This window comes from bacterium (assembly GCA_024228115.1).
Taxonomy (GTDB): Bacteria; Myxococcota_A; UBA9160; order UBA9160; family UBA6930.
The window spans coordinates 1-18,264 of sequence record JAAETT010000637.1 but is presented as its reverse complement, the minus strand read 5'-3'; the positions used below and the strand labels follow the sequence as shown (position 1 = coordinate 18,264).

15 protein-coding genes are annotated in these 18,264 nt (G+C 65.0%); 14 read left to right on the top strand and 1 reads right to left on the bottom strand.

Going from position 1 to position 18,264, the window contains the following annotated elements; translation table 11 throughout:
• The first annotated feature begins 268 nt into the window (after window positions 1-268).
• The 13 genes from erpA (at window position 269) to GY937_26440 (ending at window position 16,223) form a co-directional block, all read left to right on the top strand.
• A complete protein-coding gene (erpA, locus tag GY937_26500) occupies window positions 269-595 on the top strand; it encodes an iron-sulfur cluster insertion protein ErpA (protein ID MCP5060266.1) in 327 nt (108 codons plus the stop codon).
• Between the two features lies 1 nt (window position 596).
• Window positions 597-1,805, top strand: a complete 1,209-nt coding sequence (locus GY937_26495; protein ID MCP5060265.1) for a cysteine desulfurase — start codon at window positions 597-599, stop codon at window positions 1,803-1,805.
• A gap of 80 nt (window positions 1,806-1,885) precedes the next feature.
• Complete coding sequence (cysC, locus tag GY937_26490) at window positions 1,886-2,506, top strand: adenylyl-sulfate kinase (protein MCP5060264.1); 621 nt, start codon at window positions 1,886-1,888, stop codon at window positions 2,504-2,506.
• Between the two features lie 49 nt (window positions 2,507-2,555).
• Window positions 2,556-4,328, top strand: a complete 1,773-nt coding sequence (locus tag GY937_26485) for a tetratricopeptide repeat protein (GenBank protein ID MCP5060263.1) — start codon at window positions 2,556-2,558, stop codon at window positions 4,326-4,328.
• Window positions 4,325-5,095 carry a DUF4292 domain-containing protein gene (locus GY937_26480; protein MCP5060262.1) on the top strand — a complete coding sequence of 257 codons (771 nt, stop codon included), beginning with the start codon at window positions 4,325-4,327 and terminating at the stop codon, window positions 5,093-5,095. The genes GY937_26485 and GY937_26480 overlap by 4 nt, the downstream gene beginning before the upstream one ends.
• 1 nt (window position 5,096) lies before the next feature.
• Window positions 5,097-7,088 carry a hypothetical protein gene (locus tag GY937_26475; GenBank protein MCP5060261.1) on the top strand — a complete coding sequence of 664 codons (1,992 nt, stop codon included), beginning with the start codon at window positions 5,097-5,099 and terminating at the stop codon, window positions 7,086-7,088.
• A gap of 6 nt (window positions 7,089-7,094) precedes the next feature.
• Window positions 7,095-8,543, top strand: coding sequence for an ABC transporter permease (locus GY937_26470; protein MCP5060260.1), 1,449 nt, complete (start codon window positions 7,095-7,097; stop codon window positions 8,541-8,543).
• A complete protein-coding gene (locus GY937_26465) occupies window positions 8,540-9,763 on the top strand; it encodes an ABC transporter permease (protein ID MCP5060259.1) in 1,224 nt (407 codons plus the stop codon). The genes GY937_26470 and GY937_26465 overlap by 4 nt, the downstream gene beginning before the upstream one ends.
• Window positions 9,764-9,765: 2 nt before the next feature.
• Entirely contained in the window at window positions 9,766-10,743 is a 978-nt protein-coding gene (locus GY937_26460) for an ABC transporter ATP-binding protein (protein MCP5060258.1), read from the top strand.
• Window positions 10,740-12,230, top strand: coding sequence for an ABC transporter ATP-binding protein (locus GY937_26455; GenBank protein MCP5060257.1), 1,491 nt, complete (start codon window positions 10,740-10,742; stop codon window positions 12,228-12,230). The genes GY937_26460 and GY937_26455 overlap by 4 nt, the downstream gene beginning before the upstream one ends.
• Window positions 12,227-14,206: a peptide ABC transporter substrate-binding protein gene (locus GY937_26450; GenBank protein MCP5060256.1), complete on the top strand. Its 1,980-nt coding sequence runs from the start codon at window positions 12,227-12,229 to the stop codon at window positions 14,204-14,206. The genes GY937_26455 and GY937_26450 overlap by 4 nt, the downstream gene beginning before the upstream one ends.
• A 221-nt stretch (window positions 14,207-14,427) precedes the next feature.
• The gene (locus GY937_26445; protein MCP5060255.1) at window positions 14,428-15,318 is read left to right on the top strand and encodes an ABC transporter permease; all 891 of its coding nucleotides are present in this window, start codon (window positions 14,428-14,430) and stop codon (window positions 15,316-15,318) included.
• Window positions 15,319-15,356: 38 nt separating this feature from the next.
• Entirely contained in the window at window positions 15,357-16,223 is an 867-nt protein-coding gene (locus GY937_26440) for an ABC transporter permease (GenBank protein ID MCP5060254.1), read from the top strand.
• A 122-nt stretch (window positions 16,224-16,345) separates the two neighbouring features.
• Here GY937_26440 and GY937_26435 read toward each other — a convergent pair whose 3' ends face one another.
• A complete protein-coding gene (locus tag GY937_26435; GenBank protein MCP5060253.1) occupies window positions 16,346-17,326 on the bottom strand; it encodes a DUF4325 domain-containing protein in 981 nt (326 codons plus the stop codon).
• Window positions 17,327-17,691: 365 nt separating this feature from the next.
• On the opposite strand from GY937_26435, the gene GY937_26430 reads away from it, so the two are divergent.
• Window positions 17,692-18,132, top strand: coding sequence for a general secretion pathway protein GspE (locus tag GY937_26430; GenBank protein ID MCP5060252.1), 441 nt, complete (start codon window positions 17,692-17,694; stop codon window positions 18,130-18,132).
• Window positions 18,133-18,264: the final 132 nt, after the last annotated feature.

The following is an 18,264-nucleotide window of genomic DNA, read 5'->3' as shown; positions in this document are numbered from 1 at the left end:
CGTCAAGTCAATCCGATACCGCTTCTTCGACATACGGGCCCCATGAATCGGCCCGCGACACGGCGAGAACCGATTGGCTGCGGGGGACGCAGTGCTTAGCATGACAACACTTCCGCCTTTGGTCGATACAAGGGACTAGAGGCTCCGCACATGGAGGTTCCACCGCACGAGAGGCTCGCTGCTCATTTTCGGACCAAACTGGTCCGATATCTATGATTCGCTAGTCTATTCAACCGTCTTCGCCCCTTTCGAGGAGTCCGCCATGGCCCTGGTCAGCGTTACTGAAGCCGCCTCCGAGCAGATCAAGCGCCTGCTCGATGCCGAGAGCAAGACCGAGAGCCACGCCCTTCGCATGAAGGTGATCGGGGGAGGCTGCTCCGGGCTCCAGTATCAGCTCGCCTTCGATGACCAGGAAAAAGACGGCGACACGCAGGTCGAATCCGGGGGCGTGCGGGTCGTGGTCGACGAGAAGAGCGCGCTCTACCTGATGGGGACGACGCTCGACTACGTGGATTCGCTGATGGAATCGGGCTTCAAGATCGAGAACCCGAACGCCAAGACGACCTGCGGCTGCGGCCAGTCGTTCGGGGCGTGAGATGAGCGGGGCCTCCCCGCGCGTGGTGTATCTCGACCATCACGCCACGACCCCGGTCGATCCCAGGGTCATGGATGTGATGACGCCGCTCTTCACCGAGCGTTTCGGGAACGCGGCGAGCCACACCCACGCGATCGGCTGGCGTGCCGAAGCGGTGGTCGAGGTGGCCCGGGAGCAGATTGCAGACGTGCTTGGCGCCGGGGATCCGCGCACGATCGTCTTCACGAGTGGAGCGACCGAGAGCAACAATCTGGCGTTGCTCGGTGCCGTGCGTGCGTCGCGGCGAGAGCGGCCCCATGTCGTGACGGTTGCGACCGAACATCCTGCGGTGCTCGATCCCTGCCGTGCGCTCGAGGCGGACGGTGCTCGGCTGACGGTATTTCCCGTCGATGGTGGTGGGCTGATCGATCCGGCCGCCGTGGCGGAGGCCATCCAGGACGACACGGTCGTCGTCTCCGTGATGGCTGCGAACAACGAGATCGGGGTGCTGCAGCCTCTGAAGGAGATCGGCGAGGTCTGCGCCGAGCGCGGTGTCCTGCTGCATAGCGATGCCGCCCAGGCCGTGGGCAAGATTCCTCTCGACGTGGAGGAGGCCGGCATCGACCTGCTTTCGGTCACCGGGCACAAGCTCTACGGGCCGCAGGGAATCGGTGTGCTGTATGTGCGCCGTCGCAAGGCGGGCAAGCGGGTCCGATTGGTGCCGCTCCAATACGGTGGCGGCCATGAGTGGGGGCTGCGCTCGGGCACGCTTCCCATGCCGCTGATCGGAGGACTGGCCCGCGCCATGGAACTTGCCGCGAGCGAGCGGGAAGAAGAGGGCGCTCGTCTCGCGAAGCTGCGCGATCTCTTGCTCGCCGGATTGCGCGCGGAGATCCCGGACCTCCTGGTGAACGGACACCCGACGAAGCGCCTGTCGGGGAATCTGAACGTGACGCTGCCCGGCGCGCGTGCTGACGCGCTGCTCTCGGCCCTCCACGATGTGGCGATATCGAGCGGCTCGGCTTGCAGTTCCGCGCGGCCCGAACCCAGCCATGTATTGCAGGCCCTGGGCCATTCCGAGGAGCGAATTGCCTGTTCGGTGCGCATCGGTCTCGGGCGTTTCACCACCGAGGAGGAGATCGGCCAGGCGGCCGGCCGGATCACCGAGGAGGCCCGAAAGCTGCGAGAAGGCGCATTCCGGCAGGCAGACCCGCCCGGCGGCGTCCGCTAGGATCCGTCGCTCGCCAGGCTGCCAATCGGACGCGATCCGATGGGGCTGGCGTCAACGAGCACGCTGAGGAGCACCGGAAGATGGCAGAGGCGAAGGCAACGAATATCACGTGGCACGGAGGCTCCGTGACGCGGGCCGATCGGGAGAAGGTGCTCGGGCAGCGCGGCGCGACGATCTGGCTCACCGGTCTCTCGGCCTCGGGCAAATCGACGGTTGCCGTCGCGGCCGAGGCGGAACTGCTCAAGCGTGGCCGGCTGGCCTACGTGCTCGATGGCGACAATGTTCGCCACGGCCTGAACTCGAACCTGGGCTTCTCGCCTGAAGACCGCACCGAGAACATCCGGCGGATCGGTGAAGTGGCGAAACTCTTCACCGATTCCGGTGTGATCGTGTTCACCTCCTTCATCTCGCCCTACCGGGCGGATCGGGACCAGGTCCGTGAGCTCTTCGAGGCCGGCGACTTCGTCGAGGTCTTCGTCGATGCGGATGTGGCCACCTGCGAAGAGCGGGATCCGAAGGGCCTCTACAAGAAGGCCCGAGCTGGCGAGATCCCCGAGTTCACCGGGATCTCCGCTCCCTACGAGGAGCCGGAGAAGCCGGAACTCGTGGTGCCGACGAAGGGTCAGAGTGTCGAGGAGAGTGTGGCCCTGCTGGTGGGCTACCTCGAAGAGAAGAGATTTCTCGCGGCTCCCCAGGGCTGAGCGAGCCGTGCTGCTCAGTCCGGTCGGAGGGCTAGCCGATGGGGCTTGGATGAGCGAGCTGAGGTGGTGGAAGAAGGTCGCACTGGCGGCCGTCCTGTTCGCTTTCGCGGGTGGGGAGACCGGTTGCGCCAATCTCTCCGGTGGATCTGACGGTCCTGCGAGGGCGCTGGCCGTGCCGACCGAGGGCCCGCCGGAATTCCATGTCCTTGTGGCCCAGGAACTGACCGCGGAGGGTCGGAACGAAGAGGCTCTGGCGGCGTACCAGCGCGCCCTGGCTGGAGATCCGGATTCCGGCTTCCTGCACCGCCGAGCGGCCGAGTTGGCTGCCCGCACGAACCAGCTGGATCTGGCGGTCGAGCATGCCGAGGCAGCGCTCGTCCTGGCGCCGGACGACGAGGGGATTCGCCTCTTCCTCGGCACCCTCTATCGCTTTCGGCGGGATACGGCGAGCGCGGAGCGGGTGCTGCGGGGCGAGTCCGGCGAGCCGACCACGAACGAGGCGGCGGCGCTTCTGTATGCCGTGCTCGGAGAGGCCGGGCGCCTGGACGATGCCCGGGAGGTTGCCATATGGCTGGTCGACAACGTCCCGGAATCGACGCGCTCCTTCCTGGCCCTGGCGGACGCCGAGGAGAAGCTCGGCCACGCTGCGGAATCCGAGGCGGTGCTGCGTCGTGGTTTGATTCAGCACCCGGGCGAGCTCAAGCTGTTCGGCACGATCGCCCGGCAGCGACATGAACGTGACGACCGGGAGGGCGAGATCGCCATCTACCGGGAGATGTTAGGCGCGCATCCCGGCCACCTGGCGACGCTTCTGGCCAAGGCAGATGCGGAACTCTCGCTCCGGAAGAATGATGCGGCGCGCGCCACGCTCGAAATCGCTCTGGCTGAACAGCCGCGGGATCTGCGCACCCTACTGAGACTTGGTTTTCTCGATTTCGAAGAAGAGGACTTCGCCTCCGCCGCCGAGCGGTTTCGCCGCGCGTTGGCGTTGCAACCTCGCCAGCAGGAAGTGATCTATTTCCTGGGGATTGCACTTCGCCGCCAGAAGGACGACGTGGGCGCGCGAGAAGCGTTGGCCAGGATTGGCCGGGATCACCCGCGGTTTGCTGACGCGCGGACGCAGATGGCAGGCATGGCCGAGGCCCAGGGCGAGTTCGCTGAGGCGATTGCCTACGTCGAGGAAGCCCGGAGCGCCGCCAAGAGCCGCGCCCTCGATCTCTACCTGGCCAGCTTGCAGGCCAAGGGCGGGGATGTGACGGGAGCCCTGGTCCTGCTCGAATCGATGCTCGACGAGAGCGATGCCGACGCAGACGTGTTCTACAACATCGGCATCATCCAGGGCGAGGCCAGCAATACCGAAGAAGCTCTTCGCACCATGGAAACGGTGCTGGGGATGGACCCGACCCATGCCGGCGCATTGAACTACGTCGGCTACACCTGGGCCGAGCGCGGCGAGAACCTGGAAGAGGCCGAAGCGCTGATCGCCCGCGCCCTGGAGCAGCGGCCGGATGATGGCTTCATCACGGATAGCCTTGGCTGGATTTACTACATGCGTGCGCGTCCCCTCGTCGAGGCCGGCAAGACCGATGAGGCGCAACCCCTGATCGAACAGGCGCGGTCAGCGCTGGAAAAGGCCGTGCGTCTGACAGGCGGCGATCCCGTGATTTCCGAACACCTGGGCGATGTGTTCCTGCTGGAGGGAGACCGGGGCGAGGCACTCCTACGCTACGAGGAGGCCGTGCGCCTGGGGCCCCGGCACAACGAACAGCCGAACCTCTCCGAGAAGCTCGAACGTCTGCGTGAGGAGCTCGAACGGCATTGAGCCTCGTTCGGGCCCTGGCCGTCGCTCTCGTGTTGATCGTGGGCTGTCGCACGGCGCCTGTTTCGGTGGGCGAGACGCTCGATCCCGCGTCGCCCGACGTTCAAGCGGCGCTCGCGGATTTTCTCGTGCAAGCCAGAACGCATCAGAGTTTGCGTGGAAGCGCGAGAATCACATTGGAGGGAGTTCGCGGCGCGAGCTTTGCCCGCCATCTGGTCGTGCTCGAGCGCCCCGCCCACGTTCGAATGGAAGTCATGGGTCTGGCCGGGCAACGGATCGCCGTTCTCGCGACGGACGGGGAGCGCTTCGACCTCTACCGAGCCGAGACGGCAAGGGTGGAAAGCGGCCTCGTTCACCCGGGGCTCCTTGCCGAGGTGGGGGGCGTGCCGCTCACGCCTGCGGAACTCGTAGCCCTGTTGCTCGGAGCTCTTCCAGCTCCGGTGGATGAGCTGCAATCGGCGGTGCGCGGCGGCGATGGCCGGCTCGCGCTCACGTGGCCGGGGCCGGAAGGGGAACACCTGAGCGCGATTCTCAATGCCGAAGGCCAGCTACAGGCGCTGCGTCTGGAGGATGCTTCGGGCATGGAACGGGTCTTGGCATCCTACGCGGATCATCGCCCGGCGGGCGGAGGATTCTTCGCCCATCAGGTGACGTTGGATTTCGGAAACCGGGGTCTCCGGGCCGAGGTGAATTTCCGACAGGTCGAGCTCGATCCGGAGCTGCCCGAGGGGCTCTTCCGTCTCCAGCTTGTATCCTCGCCGGGGGGGTGAGATGAAACAGGGGGGATGGTTCCAGGCGCTGCTGGCCGCTGTGCTGGTCGTGAACACCGGCTTGCTGCTCGTGCTCGTGCTCCAGCAGAACAACCAGGAAGAGCGGGCGATTCGACAATCGGCCCAGTTCAGGGAGGTGGCGGAGAGCACCGACCGCCTGCGCGGCGAGCTGCGCAAGCTCACGCGTGCAATCGGGGCAGGCGATCTCTCGGGCCTCGGCGCCGGCCGCGGCGATGGACCGGGATCAGCCCGCGTCTTTCGGCATCCAGAGCTGCCGAATTTCCTCCAGCCCCAGGATTTCGACGTCGTCCCGACGAACGCCGAGAACACCGATGGCGAGATCACGCTCTATTTCTCGCCAAGCGATCCGAAGGGCTTCAACAGCCTGGTCGAGAACGCAGCGGATCTCTCGTTCATCGAGTCGCTCGTATCCGAAGGGCTTGCAAGCCGATCGTCCTTCACGAACCCGGACCATTGGCACGGCGAACTCGCCGAGCGTGTCGAGGTCACCGACGACGGGCGGACGTTCACCTTCTACCTCAAGAAGGACATTCAATGGCATCGCCCGGGCGGCATCGATCTGACCGATCCCCGCTACGCCTGGCTCGACGTTCCCCACGAGGTGACGGCGCACGATATCGCCTTCCAACTGCGCATGATCAAGGACCCCCAGGTCCAGAACGGCTTCGTCAAGAGCTACTACGCGGATCTCGAGAGTTGGGAAGTCATCGACGACTACACCCTCGAGATCCGCTGGTCGAAGAAGATCTACACGGCGTTGGCGTCGACCCTCGGGCTCGGGCCGGTCCCCGAATTCCTCTACGCCTACGACGAGGACGGCAACCGCTTTGCCGATGAAACCCTCGGGCTGAACTTGAATCAGCATTGGTACAACCACAAGGGCATCGTCGGGTCGGGCCCGTATCGTTTCGCCTCCTATGAGCCCGGTGAGCGGATCGTGCTGGAACGCAACGAGGACTACCACGGGGAGTTGCCGGCCATCCGGCGGATCGTCATGGAGATCGTTGCGGATCAGAACGTGAAGTTCCTGAAACTCCGCTCGCATCAACACGATTTCGGTTCGCTTCGTCCTTCCGAGTATCGGGACAACATCAAACCCTGGATGGACGATCCGAGCCTTCCGCGTCCGAAAGACAATCCCTTCGTCGGCCCCGACATGGCAAACGACCGCCGTTCGACGCCAAGCTATTTCTACATCGGCTGGAATGCCGACAAGCCGCTCTTCGCGGACGCCAAGGTGCGCAAGGCGATGACCCATGCGTTCGATCGTCAACGGCTGGTCGAGAACGTCTTCGTCGGTCTCGGGGAAGTGGCGGCCGGGCCGTACCTGACGGGCTCACCCTATGCGGATCCGTCGATTCGGCCCTGGCCCTTCGATCTTGAGCGTGCGCGCGAGCTCCTCGCGGAGGCGGACTGGACGGATACCGATGGGGACGGGCTGGTCGATCGGGATCTCGAGGGGGATGGCGTGCGCAAGCCCTTCGAGTTCACGCTCCTGATCTACGCTTCCTCCCAGGAGATGGACTCGGTGGCCAACGTCCTCAAGGAAGATCTCCTGAAGGTCGGCGTGCGCATGAAGATCGACAAGGCCGAGTGGAGCCTGATGCAGAAGCGCATGGAGGATCGGGACTTCGACGCCTTCACCGGTGGCTGGGCCATGGGCTGGGACGTGGATCTCTACCAGATCTGGCATTCGAGTCAGGCGGATCTTCCCAAGGCTTCGAACATGATCGGCTTCCGCAATCCGGAGGCCGATGAGATCATCGAGGCATTGCGCGAGAGTTTCGACACCGAGGAGCGTGTGGCTCTGGCGCGGCGCTTCCATCGCATCGTTCACGAAGAGCAACCCTACAGCTTCTTCTATGTACGAGAGCGCTACTACACCTGGTGGGATGAAGTGAGGCGTGTGGTCTTCCCCAAGGTCCGACCGCTGGTGCGCCCGGGCGCCTGGTGGGTCGCGCCCGGAGGCTGAGCCCCTTTGCGCAGCTACATCGCGAAGCGGCTGTTGCTGATGATCCCGACCTTCTTCGGAATCTCCCTGGTGGTCTTCGTCGTCATGAACCTGGCCCCCGGGCATCCCGGTGGGACGCAGTTGGCCTCCGACCTGGCCGCAAGCGTGCGCGGCGCCGATACCCAGGAGTCCCATCGGATCTTTCGGGAGCAGTTCGGCCTCGATCGGCCGGTGCTCTTCAACACCTACATCTGGCTGGAGCAGGCCGAGGTCGAAAGCGTGCTTCTCGCCATGGCTGGGCGCGACGCTGCGACATCGGCCGATCGCCTGAGGGCGCAGGAACAGATCGAGGACTGGGGCCGCTGGGCGGTTCCGCATCTGGTGGCGATCATGCAGGCGCCGCCGGACCTGCTGATTCGCGATCTCGCGGTCTACGGCTTGCGGCTCGCTGCTCGCCAGCCCCTCGTGGATCCGTTCGCGAGGAACCCCACAGCCGAGCTGCGGGCGGAGAACCAGCGACGCAAGGCGGAGAACGACCGCCTTCGGAGCTTGCGCTACCCGCTCGACGCTCCCGAAGAAGAAAAGCGCGAGGTGGTCGTCGCCTGGTCCGCATGGTTCGAGGAGGTTGCCGGGCGCTACCAGCACGATGCGGGTGAGCGTGCGCAGATCTTCTTCCTCGAGACCCGATTCGCCCGCTACTGGGGGAACCTGTTGCGTCTCGATTTCGGTGTCTCCCTGGTCACGCGAGAACCCGTGCTCGCGACCCTGCTGGAGAAGCTCCGCTACTCCCTCTCCCTCTCTCTCACCTCGCTCCTGCTCGGCTACCTCGTTTCGATTCCGATCGGGATCCACTCCGCGGTCCACAAGGATTCGTTCGGCGATCGTTCGACCACGGTCACCTTGTTCATGCTCTACTCCTTGCCGAGTTTCTTCGTCGGCACGCTGCTGCTCTTCTGGTTCTCGGAAGGTTCGACCATTCCATGGATGCGTTGGTTTCCGATCGGGGGTTGGCGCTCGCCGGGGGCCGAGGACATGACGAGCCTGGCGCAGATCGGCGATATCGCCTGGCACCTGGTGTTGCCGGTCGTGTGCATGACCTACGGCAGCTTCGCGGCGCTTTCGCGCTACATGCGAACCGGGCTTCTCGGGGTGATCCATTCGGATTACGTGCGGACCGCACGCGCAAAGGGTTTGCCCGAGCGTCAGGTGATCTTCACCCACGCCGTGAGGAATGGTCTCCTGCCGGTGATCACGCTCCTCGCTGGGCTCCTGCCCGCCATTCTCGGGGGCTCCGTGATCGTCGAGGTCATCTTCGACATTCCGGGCATGGGGCGCTGGCTGATCGAATCGATTTATCAGCGTGACTACAACGTGATCATGTCCGTGCAGCTGATCTCCACGCTGTTGGTGTTGTTCGGCATCCTGCTCTCGGATCTCGGCTACGCGTTGGTGGATCCGCGGATTCGTTACCAATGAGCGCAACGCGAGAGTCGGACGCCGATCGCCTCAGCTACTGGGGTGTCGTTCGTGGCCAGTTCAAGAAGAACCGGCCTGCGGTTTGGGGGCTCTGGTGTGCGGTGGGGCTCTTCGTCTTCGCGACCGGCGCCCCGCTTCTCGCCCTGGACCAGCCTTTGTTCTGGCATACGGCGGACGAGACAGGCTTCCCCTTCTTCGCTGCGCTCTTCAATCGGCTCCAATTCGAGAACGGCGTCGATATCTTCTTCAATCTCTTGCTGGTGCTCTCCCCGCTGTATGTGGGCTACGTCCTCTGGAAGCGGCGGAAGGGCGGGCTGGGCCTGCGCGCGGCGAGCGCTCTGGTGGCCTTCCACATGCTCGCGACCCTCGTCGTCGTACCCGTGAGTTGGCTCGGCGTTTCGAACCCGTTCCACCGGGAAGCACCGATCGTCGACTATCGCGGCCAGGAATCCGAGTTGCTGGCTGCGGGCCAATCCGTGACAGCGGTCTTCCCGCCGCGCCGCATCCACTACCGGGAGACGAACCCGGAGCGCAGCGTTCAAGCACCTGGGCGTACCTTCTGGCTCGGCACGGATCTGGAGGGCCGGGACGTTCTCGTGCGGATGCTCTACGGAACGCGCATCTCGCTGACGATCGGTGTCGTGGCGGTCGCCATCTACGTCCTGATCGGAGTCGTGTTGGGCGCGTTGGCGGGTTACTTCGGGGGTTGGGTGGACGTGGTGGTCTCCCGCCTGGTCGAGGTGATGATCTGTATCCCGAGCTTCTTCCTGATCCTCACCCTGGTCGCGCTGGTGCAGGATCGCTCGATCTTTCACGTGATGGTGATCATCGGGATCACGAGTTGGACGGGTGTCGCGCGTCTCGTCCGCGCGGAATTCCTCCAACAACGGGAGCTCGAATACACCCTGGCGGCCCGGGCCCTCGGGCTTCCGCGTTGGCGCGTGATCTTCCGCCACATCCTGCCGAATGCGATGGGGCCGGTGCTCGTCTCTGCGACCTTCGGGGTCGCTTCGGCGATCCTCACGGAATCGGGTCTGGCGTTCCTCGGCCTCGGCGATCTCTCCGTGCCGAGCTGGGGGGGGACCTTGAACGCCGGGCGACTCGAAATGAAGCTGTGGCTGATCCTCGCGCCCGGGCTCGCGATCTTCTTCGTGGTGAGTGTCTTCAACCTGGTCGGAGAGGGGCTGCGCGACGCCCTCGATCCGAAGCTTCGGACCTGACGATGGCGCTCCTCGAAATCGATGATCTGAAGACCTACTTCCGCACGGATGATGGCCTGGTGCGTGCCGTCGACGGTGTGAGCTACGACGTGGAGCGTGGCGAAACCCTGGCCGTGGTGGGCGAATCCGGCTGCGGGAAATCGGTGACGGCGCTCTCCATCTTGCGCCTCGTCGCAGTCCCGCCGGGTGATTACGCCGGCGGCGAGATCCGCTTCGAAGGCGAGGATCTCCTCCAGGTCGGCGACGATCGCATGCGAGAGGTCCGCGGCAACGACATCGCGATGATCTTCCAGGAACCGATGACGAGCTTGAACCCCGTCTTTACGGTGGGAGAGCAGATCGTCGAGGTCATCCAGCTCCACCAGAAGCTTGCGGCGGGCCCGGCGCGCACGCGAGCCATCGAGATGCTCCAGAGGGTCGGCATTCCCAGCCCCGAGCGGCGCATCGATGACTACGCCCACCAGATGTCCGGCGGCATGCGCCAACGCGTCATGATTGCGATGTCCCTTGCCTGCAATCCGAAGCTCTTGATCGCGGACGAGCCGACGACGGCCCTCGATGTGACGATCCAGGCGCAGATTCTCGATCTCCTGAGTCGGCTCCAGGAAGAGTTCGGGATGGCCGTCCTGCTGATCACCCATGATCTGGGTGTGGTCGCCGAGACCGCACAGCGGGTGGTCGTGATGTATGCAGGCAAGGTCGTGGAGCAGGCAGGCGTGCAAGAGCTCTTTGCAGGGCCGCGACATCCCTACACGGTGGGATTGCTAGGTGCCCTCCCGCATCTGGACGGAGCGGGGGATCGTCTGCACCCCATCGAGGGGAATGTGCCGGACGCCCGGAGCATGCCGAGCGGCTGCCGATTCCATCCCCGTTGCCCGGTTGCTCTTCCGCGCTGCGCCGAGGACGAGCCGGCGCTCGAGGGCGAGCCGGAGCATCGGGTGGCCTGTTGGGTGGCCAATGGGGATGGGCGCGGGGCATGAGTAGCCAGGCATCGGACGTGGGCACACCTCTTCTCCAGGTGGAAGGCCTGGTCAAGCACTACCCGGTCACCGCAGGGGTCTTCTCTCGGGAGGTCGCCCGCGTGCGGGCCGTCGATGACGTTTCCTTCAAGATCGAACCCGGCGAAACGCTCGGCCTGGTCGGCGAATCTGGCTGCGGAAAAACCACGGTGGGTCGGACGTTATTGCGCCTGGAGGAGCCCACGGCGGGAAGGGTCCTCTTCGATGGGGAGGATCTGGCAGCGCTCCCTCGCTCGGAGCTGCGGACCGCCCGGCGCTCCCTGCAGATGATCTTCCAGGATCCGATGAGCTCGTTGAATCCCCGCATGACGATTCGCGACATCATCGCCGAGCCGCTTCATGTGCATCGCGTTGCGAGAGGAGCGGAACTCGATTCGCGGGTGGTGGAGCTTCTCGAAAAGGTCGGATTGCCCGGGGCGTGGCGGAATCGGTATCCGCACGAATTCTCCGGCGGGCAACGACAGCGCGTGGGCGTGGCCCGGGCGCTGGCGCTTGGCCCGAAGCTGATCGTTTGCGACGAAGCCGTGAGCGCACTCGATGTCTCCGTCCAGGCCCAGGTGTTGAACCTGCTCATCGATCTGCGTGAGGCGCTGAACCTCTCCTACCTCTTCATCTCCCACGATCTCTCGGTGGTGCGGCATGTCTCGGATCGGATCGCCGTCATGTACGTGGGCCAGATCGTGGAGATGGCGCCGGCGGCTCGTCTGTTCGAGGCCCCGGTCCATCCCTACACCCGAGCATTGCTGTCGGCGATTCCGGTTCCGGATCCGGACCGGCGCGCCCAGCGCATCGTTCTCGAAGGGGACGTTCCGAGCCCGATGCATCCCCCTCCGGGCTGCCGATTCCACACCCGCTGCCCAGCGGCGATGGATCGCTGCCGACGTGACGTACCACCGCCCGTCGAACTGCCTGGCGGCCATGTGGTGAGTTGTTTTCTGGTCGACAACGCGCCCCAGGATGGGGACTGGCGGCGGGCCACGGAGGAGCGGAGGCGTGCGGCGGAAACCGCGCTCACGCAATCGCGAGAAGCCAACGCGGCCCCCGGCGATTCGTCCAATACACTCGCGTCCGAAGGTCTCGCATCGGAAGTCGCGGCGGAGCCCGAGACGCCGGCGTGGATCGCTCGGACGTTTCCCGTCGCGCTGCTCGCTGTGCTTCTGGGGCTCGTGCTGATTGGATGGCCGCACTCCCGATCGGCTCGGGCGCTCCAGCAACAGGCTGGGCTCGAGCGCGAGCTTCACGCCTACGCCGATGCCACAGGCGCCTTGCCCGGGGGATTGGACGAACTTGGCTGGCGGCTGTACCAGGTCTTCGAGGACGGAGAACCGCTCGACCCGTGGGGCCAGCCCTGGCAGTACACGCGAGGGGAGGGCGGCTTCTCCCTGCGAAGCCGCGGGCCCGATGGCGCGGCGGGTGGCGGCGATGACCTTCGCGGGTCTGGCGGGTGAGGCCCGGCCTCGGCCTGTTGGCGCTGCCGCTTCTGGCATTGCTCGGCATCGGCCTCACCTTTCGGGCGTCGTTCCAGGATCCGGCAGATTTCACCTTCGTGAACGGTACGGAGCCGACCACGCTCGATCCGGGTCTGATGACCGGCGAGCCCGAAGGCCGGATTGCCAGCGCACTCTTCGAAGGCCTGACGATTCGCGATCCGGCGACCCTGCGCCCCGCGCCCGGTGTGGCCGAGCGTTGGGAGATCTCACCGGACGGCACGCGCTACGTGTTTCATCTTCGCCGGGACGCGCGCTGGACCGACGGTTTGCCGGTCACCGCTCACGATTTCGCCTACGCATGGCGTCGTCTGCAGCTTCCCGAGCACGGTGGGGAGTACGCGTACATCCTGCACGGCGTGCGTGGGGCGGAGGCGCTCAACCGGGACGAGGCCCGGGCCGAGGCGATTCGGGGCCCGATTCGTAGAGCTGTAGAGGATCTGGGGAACGGTTCCATCGATCCAAAGACGTGGCAGAAGCTTATCGCCGAACATGATCTGGTAACGACGGTGCGCGGCACCCCCGATCCGGTTCTTCGGGCCGGGCTCGATTCGCCGCCGGACGACCGGGCGAACTTCCTGGCGGCGCTTTCCGCCGAGGCGGATCGTCGCAGCGCCCGAGCCCTGCATGCAAGAGACCACTACGGTGTCGACCTCGGTGTGGTTGCCACCGACGACTACACGTTGGTCGTCGAATTGGTCGCGGCGATTCCCTATTTCCTTGAACTGACCGCCTTCTATCCCGCCTATCCCTTGCCGCGGCAGCTCCTGGAAGTTCCGGGCAACGAGCGGGATTGGTTCCTGCCCGAGAAGATCGTGTCGAATGGCCCCTTCGAGCTCGGAGCCTGGCGAATCGGCGACCGCATCCGTCTTCGCCGCAGCGACACCTACTGGAATCGGGAGAGCATTCCCTCGAGCACGATCGATGCGCTGCCTCTCGAGAACGTGACGACCGCGCTGAACCTCTACCTCTCCGGTGAGGTGGATTGGATTCCGCGCTACCCGACCGATCTGGTCGATGCGCTTAGCGAGCGCTCCGATCACTACGCCCATGCTGGTTTCATCACCTACTACTACCGGATCAACACCCGCCGCCCGCCGCTGAACGACGCACGGGTGCGGAAGGCCCTGGCCCTCGCCATCGACCGCGAGACGATCGTGCGTGAGGTCCTACGCCTCGGAGAAGTGCCGGCGCTGCATCTCGTGCCACCGGGAATCCCAGGCTACGCGCCTCCGCCGACCGCCTTGGGTCTCGACCCCGAGCGGGCCCGGGCGCTGTTGGCCGAGGCAGGCTTTCCCGACGGAAGAGGCTTCCCCGAAATCGGGATCCTCTACAACACCCTCGAGAGCCACAAGAAGATCGCCGAGCTGATCGCCGATCAGCTGGCCCGCCATTTGGGCATCACGATCAAGCCCTACAACCAGGAGTGGCAGTCCTACCTCGCCACGATGAGAGCGGGGGAGTACGACCTGGGCCGCGCTGGTTGGATCGGTGACTACCTCGATCCGAACACGTTTCTCGATCTGTGGGTGACGAACGGTGGCAACAACCAGACCGGTTGGAGCCATCCGGTCTACGACCGGTTGATCGCCGCAGCCGGGAATGTGGACGGCTACGCCCGGGAGCCGTTCATGGATGGATTGGCCGAGCCCGGAAAGGCGATGGCGCTGCTCGCGGCGGCGAACGAAGCGCCCGACACGGCCGGCCGGCGCGAGACCCTGGCCGCGCTGCGTCTGCAATTGTTGCGCGAAGCCGAGCGCATTCTGGTCGAGGAAGAACTTCCGATCCTGCCGATCTACTTCTACGTCGTGAACGGATTGGTGCGGCCCGAAGTGGAGGGCTTCTACACGGAACTCGTTCAACCGGATGGCCGGAGTCTGCCGAACCTGCAGAACCTCCACCCGCTGCGTTCCATTCACCTTCCGGCATCCGAATGACCGAGGCGTTCCTGGCGGTCGCGATGCTCCTGGCCATCGCATCCATCGCGCTGCTTCCCCACGATGCGACCCGCGTCCTGGGAGCAGTGCTCCTGGCCGCTGTGGCCTTCGTCTTCCTGCGCCACCCGATCGGCGACGTGTCGGCGCTTGCCGTCTGTACGCCCCTCGCTGTCGGGCTCTGGTGGGCGCTGCCGCCGAGCGTGTTGCGGCGGGTGTCGTTCATGATCCCGTCGTTGCTCCTCTTGATCGGTGTCACGACCTGGCTGATGTACATGGCGCCGGGCAACCCCTTCGCCCAGGAAAAAGCCATCGCTCCCCAGGTCGAGGCCGCGTTGCGCGCCCAATACGGTGTGCCCGAAACACCGCTCGCATTCTTCAGGGTCTACATGGAGCGGCTGCTCGTCGATGGATCGCTTGGCCCGGCCCTGAAGGTGCAGGGGCGAAGCGTGCAGGACCTCCTGCTCCCGGCGCTGCCCGTCAGCCTCGGCCTCGGCGGCCTGGCGCTCTTCCTGGCCGTCGCGATTGGCGTCGTGCTCGGGGTGAGCGCGGGAACGCGCCCGAACTCCTGGGCGGACCACGCCAGCATGGGCCTGGCTCTGGTCGGCATCTCGCTTCCGAACTTCGTGATCGGTGCCGGACTGATGATCCTGCTGGCCCTCTGGTTGGATTGGCTTCCCGTCGCCGGCTGGGGTGGCTTTCGCCATGTGTGGATGCCGGCACTGACCCTGGCTTTGCCTCATGCCGCCACGATCGCGCGCCTGGCCCGCACGGGCACGCTCGAGGTGATGCAAGAGGATTGGATTCGCACGGCCCGGGCCAAGGGCCTGTCCGAGGCGCGCGTAGTCTCTCGGCATGCGTTGCGTGTGGCGGTGCTGCCGGTCGTTTCCTATCTGGGGCCTGCCGCCGCGGGAATCCTCACGGGATCTTTCGTCGTCGAGACCCTCTTCGGCATTCCGGGCATGGGCCAGTGGTTCGTGAAGGGCGCGATCAACCGGGATTACGGCGTCGTGCTCGGAACGGCGCTCTTCTACTGCGGCCTGATCACCTTTTTCAACCTGGCAGTCGATCTGGCGCTGGCGTGGCTCGACCCGAGAGCGCGAGAGGCATCATGAGCGCGGGCGCCGACGTGCAAGCATCTGGCGGGGCGACCATGGCCGAGACCGCCGGGCCCTGGGCTCGCGCCTTCCGTCGGCTGCGGCGCCATCGCGCCGCGATGGTCGGTGCGGGGATTCTCGGGGCGGTCTTCTTTGCATGCTTCGTGCTGCCGTTGCTTCTCGGGCTCGATCCGAAGGCGACGGCGCCGGAGCTGTGCCATCTGCCCCCGTCCTGGAGCCATTGGTTCGGTACGGATTCGCTGGGTCGCGACCAATTCGCTCGGGTGTTGATCGGGGGCCGCGTGTCCTTGTTGGTCGGCCTCGCGGCGACGGCCGCATCCGTCACGCTGGGTGTCGCCTACGGCGCCGTCGCGGGTTTCTACGGCGGCCGGCTGGACGAGGCGATGATGCGCATCGTCGATTTCTTCTACGGCATCCCCTACATGTTCCTCGTCATCCTCGTGATGCTGATGTTCTCGGAGACCGCGCGCGGCGAGGCGCTGCCCGTCTTCCTGGCGCTCGGGCTGGTGCAATGGCTCACCATGGCGCGCATCGTGCGGGGCCAGGTGCTGACCTTGCGGGATCGGGATTTCGTGATGGCGGCCCGGGTGGTTGGTGCGGGCGACGCACGCATACTCATGCGCCACATCCTTCCCAACGTGATGGGCCCGGTGGTGGTCTACGCAACGCTCACCGTTCCCGCGGTGATCCTGCTCGAATCCTTCCTCTCGTTTCTGGGCCTGGGCGTGGAACTCTCCTGGGGCCAACTGGTCGCCGAAGGCGTGGCGGTCGTGAATCCGATCGAATCGCCGTGGTGGCTGCTGGCCTGGCCGTCGGCCTTCCTCGCGGCCACCCTGCTCGCGCTGAACTTTCTGGGCGATGGGCTGCGGGATGCCTTTGATCCGAAGTCGGTTTCTACTTAGTTTCGCAATGGCCCGCTTCCTGTCCCTGAACCCGTGGATGATTCGGCTCTCGAACCGGATTCTCGGGTTCCGCCTTTCGATTGCCTGATTCCAACCCCAAGTGTCACCGTTTCACGCGGATGCTAGTTCGCCCGCTTCCTCGCCCGCTCCACCAGGAACTCCACTGCCTGGTTCATGTTCACCGGAACGAGTGACACCTCGGGATGTGCTCTCCCCCAGACCCGGAACACCTCGTCGGCGAAACCCTGCCCGATGCCCTCGACTCCCTGGAAGTCCAACACGACTTCCCGAAAGAGTTCGAGCCGATGCAGCAGCCGTTTGGCCTCGGAGCGGGAAACGAATCGGACCCCGATCGCGAAGAGGCGGACTACGGTGCGCGTCTTTGCGAACTCGTAGTCCTCCGTGTATTCCTCGAAGAGCGCCGAAAGGGACCTGGTCTTCGCGAGGTCGAGCTCCACGGACACGAGAGTTCCGTGTCTTGGTGGGTCGACTTCCAGGATGGCCATGTCTCCTCGACGGTTGTCGACGATCCAGGCCAGCCCGCCGCTCTCCAAGCGGAACAGGTCGACAGCCTTCGAGGAGAAGAAGATCCCCTCGCCGGTGTGCTTCTCGGGAGCGGTCGTCGTCTTGCCTTTGGAGATTTCCTGGAGCGCAGCCAGCTCGCTGGGGAGACCCAGGTGGTCTCGGACGTGGCTGAAGGCCCCGACCCCATCGTCCTCGATGTCGATCGCGAGGAGCGTTCCCCTTTGCTCGGCTGAGGCTCTCATGTGACGACCCGAGGAGTGGTCGATCGCGTTGTTCACCAGTTCAGTGACGACATAGGCGACGAGGCCCGCGGGCTCCCCGGTGAGTTGCCCGACCGACTCGATCTCGGCCGCCATCCACAGGAAGACGCGATCCTCGGCGAGCCCTTCGAGCGGAAAGTGCTGTTCCCAGCTCGTGGCTCCGGGCAGGCGATAGCGTGTCGCACGGGCTGCACCCTCTCGGACGATTCCGCCGGAATCCAACAGCGCCTTCAAGCGGGCGTGGGCGGCCTGTCGCGAGATCCCGAGTTGTCGGGCCACCTCCGTACTGCTCGAGGGCCCCTCGCGAAGAAGGTCCAAGAGTCTGGTTGTTGAATCGTCAATCATCCACTTGTCCACACTTTACGAATCCATCTCTATCGTCGCTCCGGATTCGATCAACCGCAGAGGGAAACTATTGTCTTTTATATCAATGTGTTACAGTGATTCTTGCCGATCGTTGGCCACTGTTCGAATTCTCTGGGCCTTCTGGCATCCAGCCGGGGCCCTGCAGAGAACGATCTTGAATTTACGATTTCTGTAAGTATTGTCAATCTCAACTTGACGATTCTGCTGAGATGCCCGCCGAACCGCCTGGCTCCGATTCCCCACTTCCCGAGAAGTCTCGCCAAGCCTCCAGTCGGCCTCCTGCCGGGCCGATGCACCCGCCAAGGGGTGCGCCGCGCATGAAGAAGATCGGAGAAGTCCTGCGTGCCGCAGGCCAGATCAGCGAGACCCAGCTCCGCTCCGCCCTCGGCGAGCAGGCACGTTGGGGGAATCGGATCGGCGAGACCCTGGTTCAGCTCGGCTACTTGCAAGAGCCCGAACTGATCCGCGTGCTTTCGGAGCGCCTGGGCTGCCAGGGGATCGATCTATCGGGCCGCGAGATCCGTCCGGACGTGATCGCGCTGATCCCCAGCGAAGTCGCGATCAAGTACGCCTGCCTGCCCGTGGTACGAGAGGCGGGAACGGGCAACGCCGACGTGCTCTACGTGGCGATGGAAGACCCCACGAACCTCACGGCTCTCGACGATGTGACGTTCCGTACGGGCTGCGCCGTGAAACCCCTGCTCGCCGGCCCGGTCCAGCTGCGCAGGGCGATCAGCACCTGCTACGAGAGTGTGTAGACGCTCACTCAGAAGCGTAGAAATCTGATCATTTGGCCGGGGGGCGACGCAGCCCGCCGTTCCGGATTCCGATTCAGATCTTCCGGGTCGAAAGGTCCTTGACCCAGGGCGAACGCCCTCCCGGCTCGACCG

Excerpts from the sequence above, each read along its gene's own strand:
- GY937_26440 (MCP5060254.1), top strand. The coding sequence starts at position 15,357 with ATGGCCGAGACCGCCGGGCCCTGGGCTCGCGCCTTCCGTCGGCTGCGG.
- GY937_26465 (MCP5060259.1), top strand. The coding sequence starts at position 8,540 with ATGAGCGCAACGCGAGAGTCGGACGCCGATCGCCTCAGCTACTGGGGT.
- GY937_26430 (MCP5060252.1), top strand. The coding sequence starts at position 17,692 with ATGAAGAAGATCGGAGAAGTCCTGCGTGCCGCAGGCCAGATCAGCGAG.
- GY937_26485 (MCP5060263.1), top strand. The coding sequence starts at position 2,556 with ATGAGCGAGCTGAGGTGGTGGAAGAAGGTCGCACTGGCGGCCGTCCTG.
- GY937_26495 (MCP5060265.1), top strand. The coding sequence starts at position 597 with ATGAGCGGGGCCTCCCCGCGCGTGGTGTATCTCGACCATCACGCCACG.
- GY937_26460 (MCP5060258.1), top strand. The coding sequence starts at position 9,766 with ATGGCGCTCCTCGAAATCGATGATCTGAAGACCTACTTCCGCACGGAT.
- cysC (MCP5060264.1), top strand. The coding sequence starts at position 1,886 with ATGGCAGAGGCGAAGGCAACGAATATCACGTGGCACGGAGGCTCCGTG.
- GY937_26445 (MCP5060255.1), top strand. The coding sequence starts at position 14,428 with ATGATCCCGTCGTTGCTCCTCTTGATCGGTGTCACGACCTGGCTGATG.
- GY937_26455 (MCP5060257.1), top strand. The coding sequence starts at position 10,740 with ATGAGTAGCCAGGCATCGGACGTGGGCACACCTCTTCTCCAGGTGGAA.
- GY937_26475 (MCP5060261.1), top strand. The coding sequence starts at position 5,097 with ATGAAACAGGGGGGATGGTTCCAGGCGCTGCTGGCCGCTGTGCTGGTC.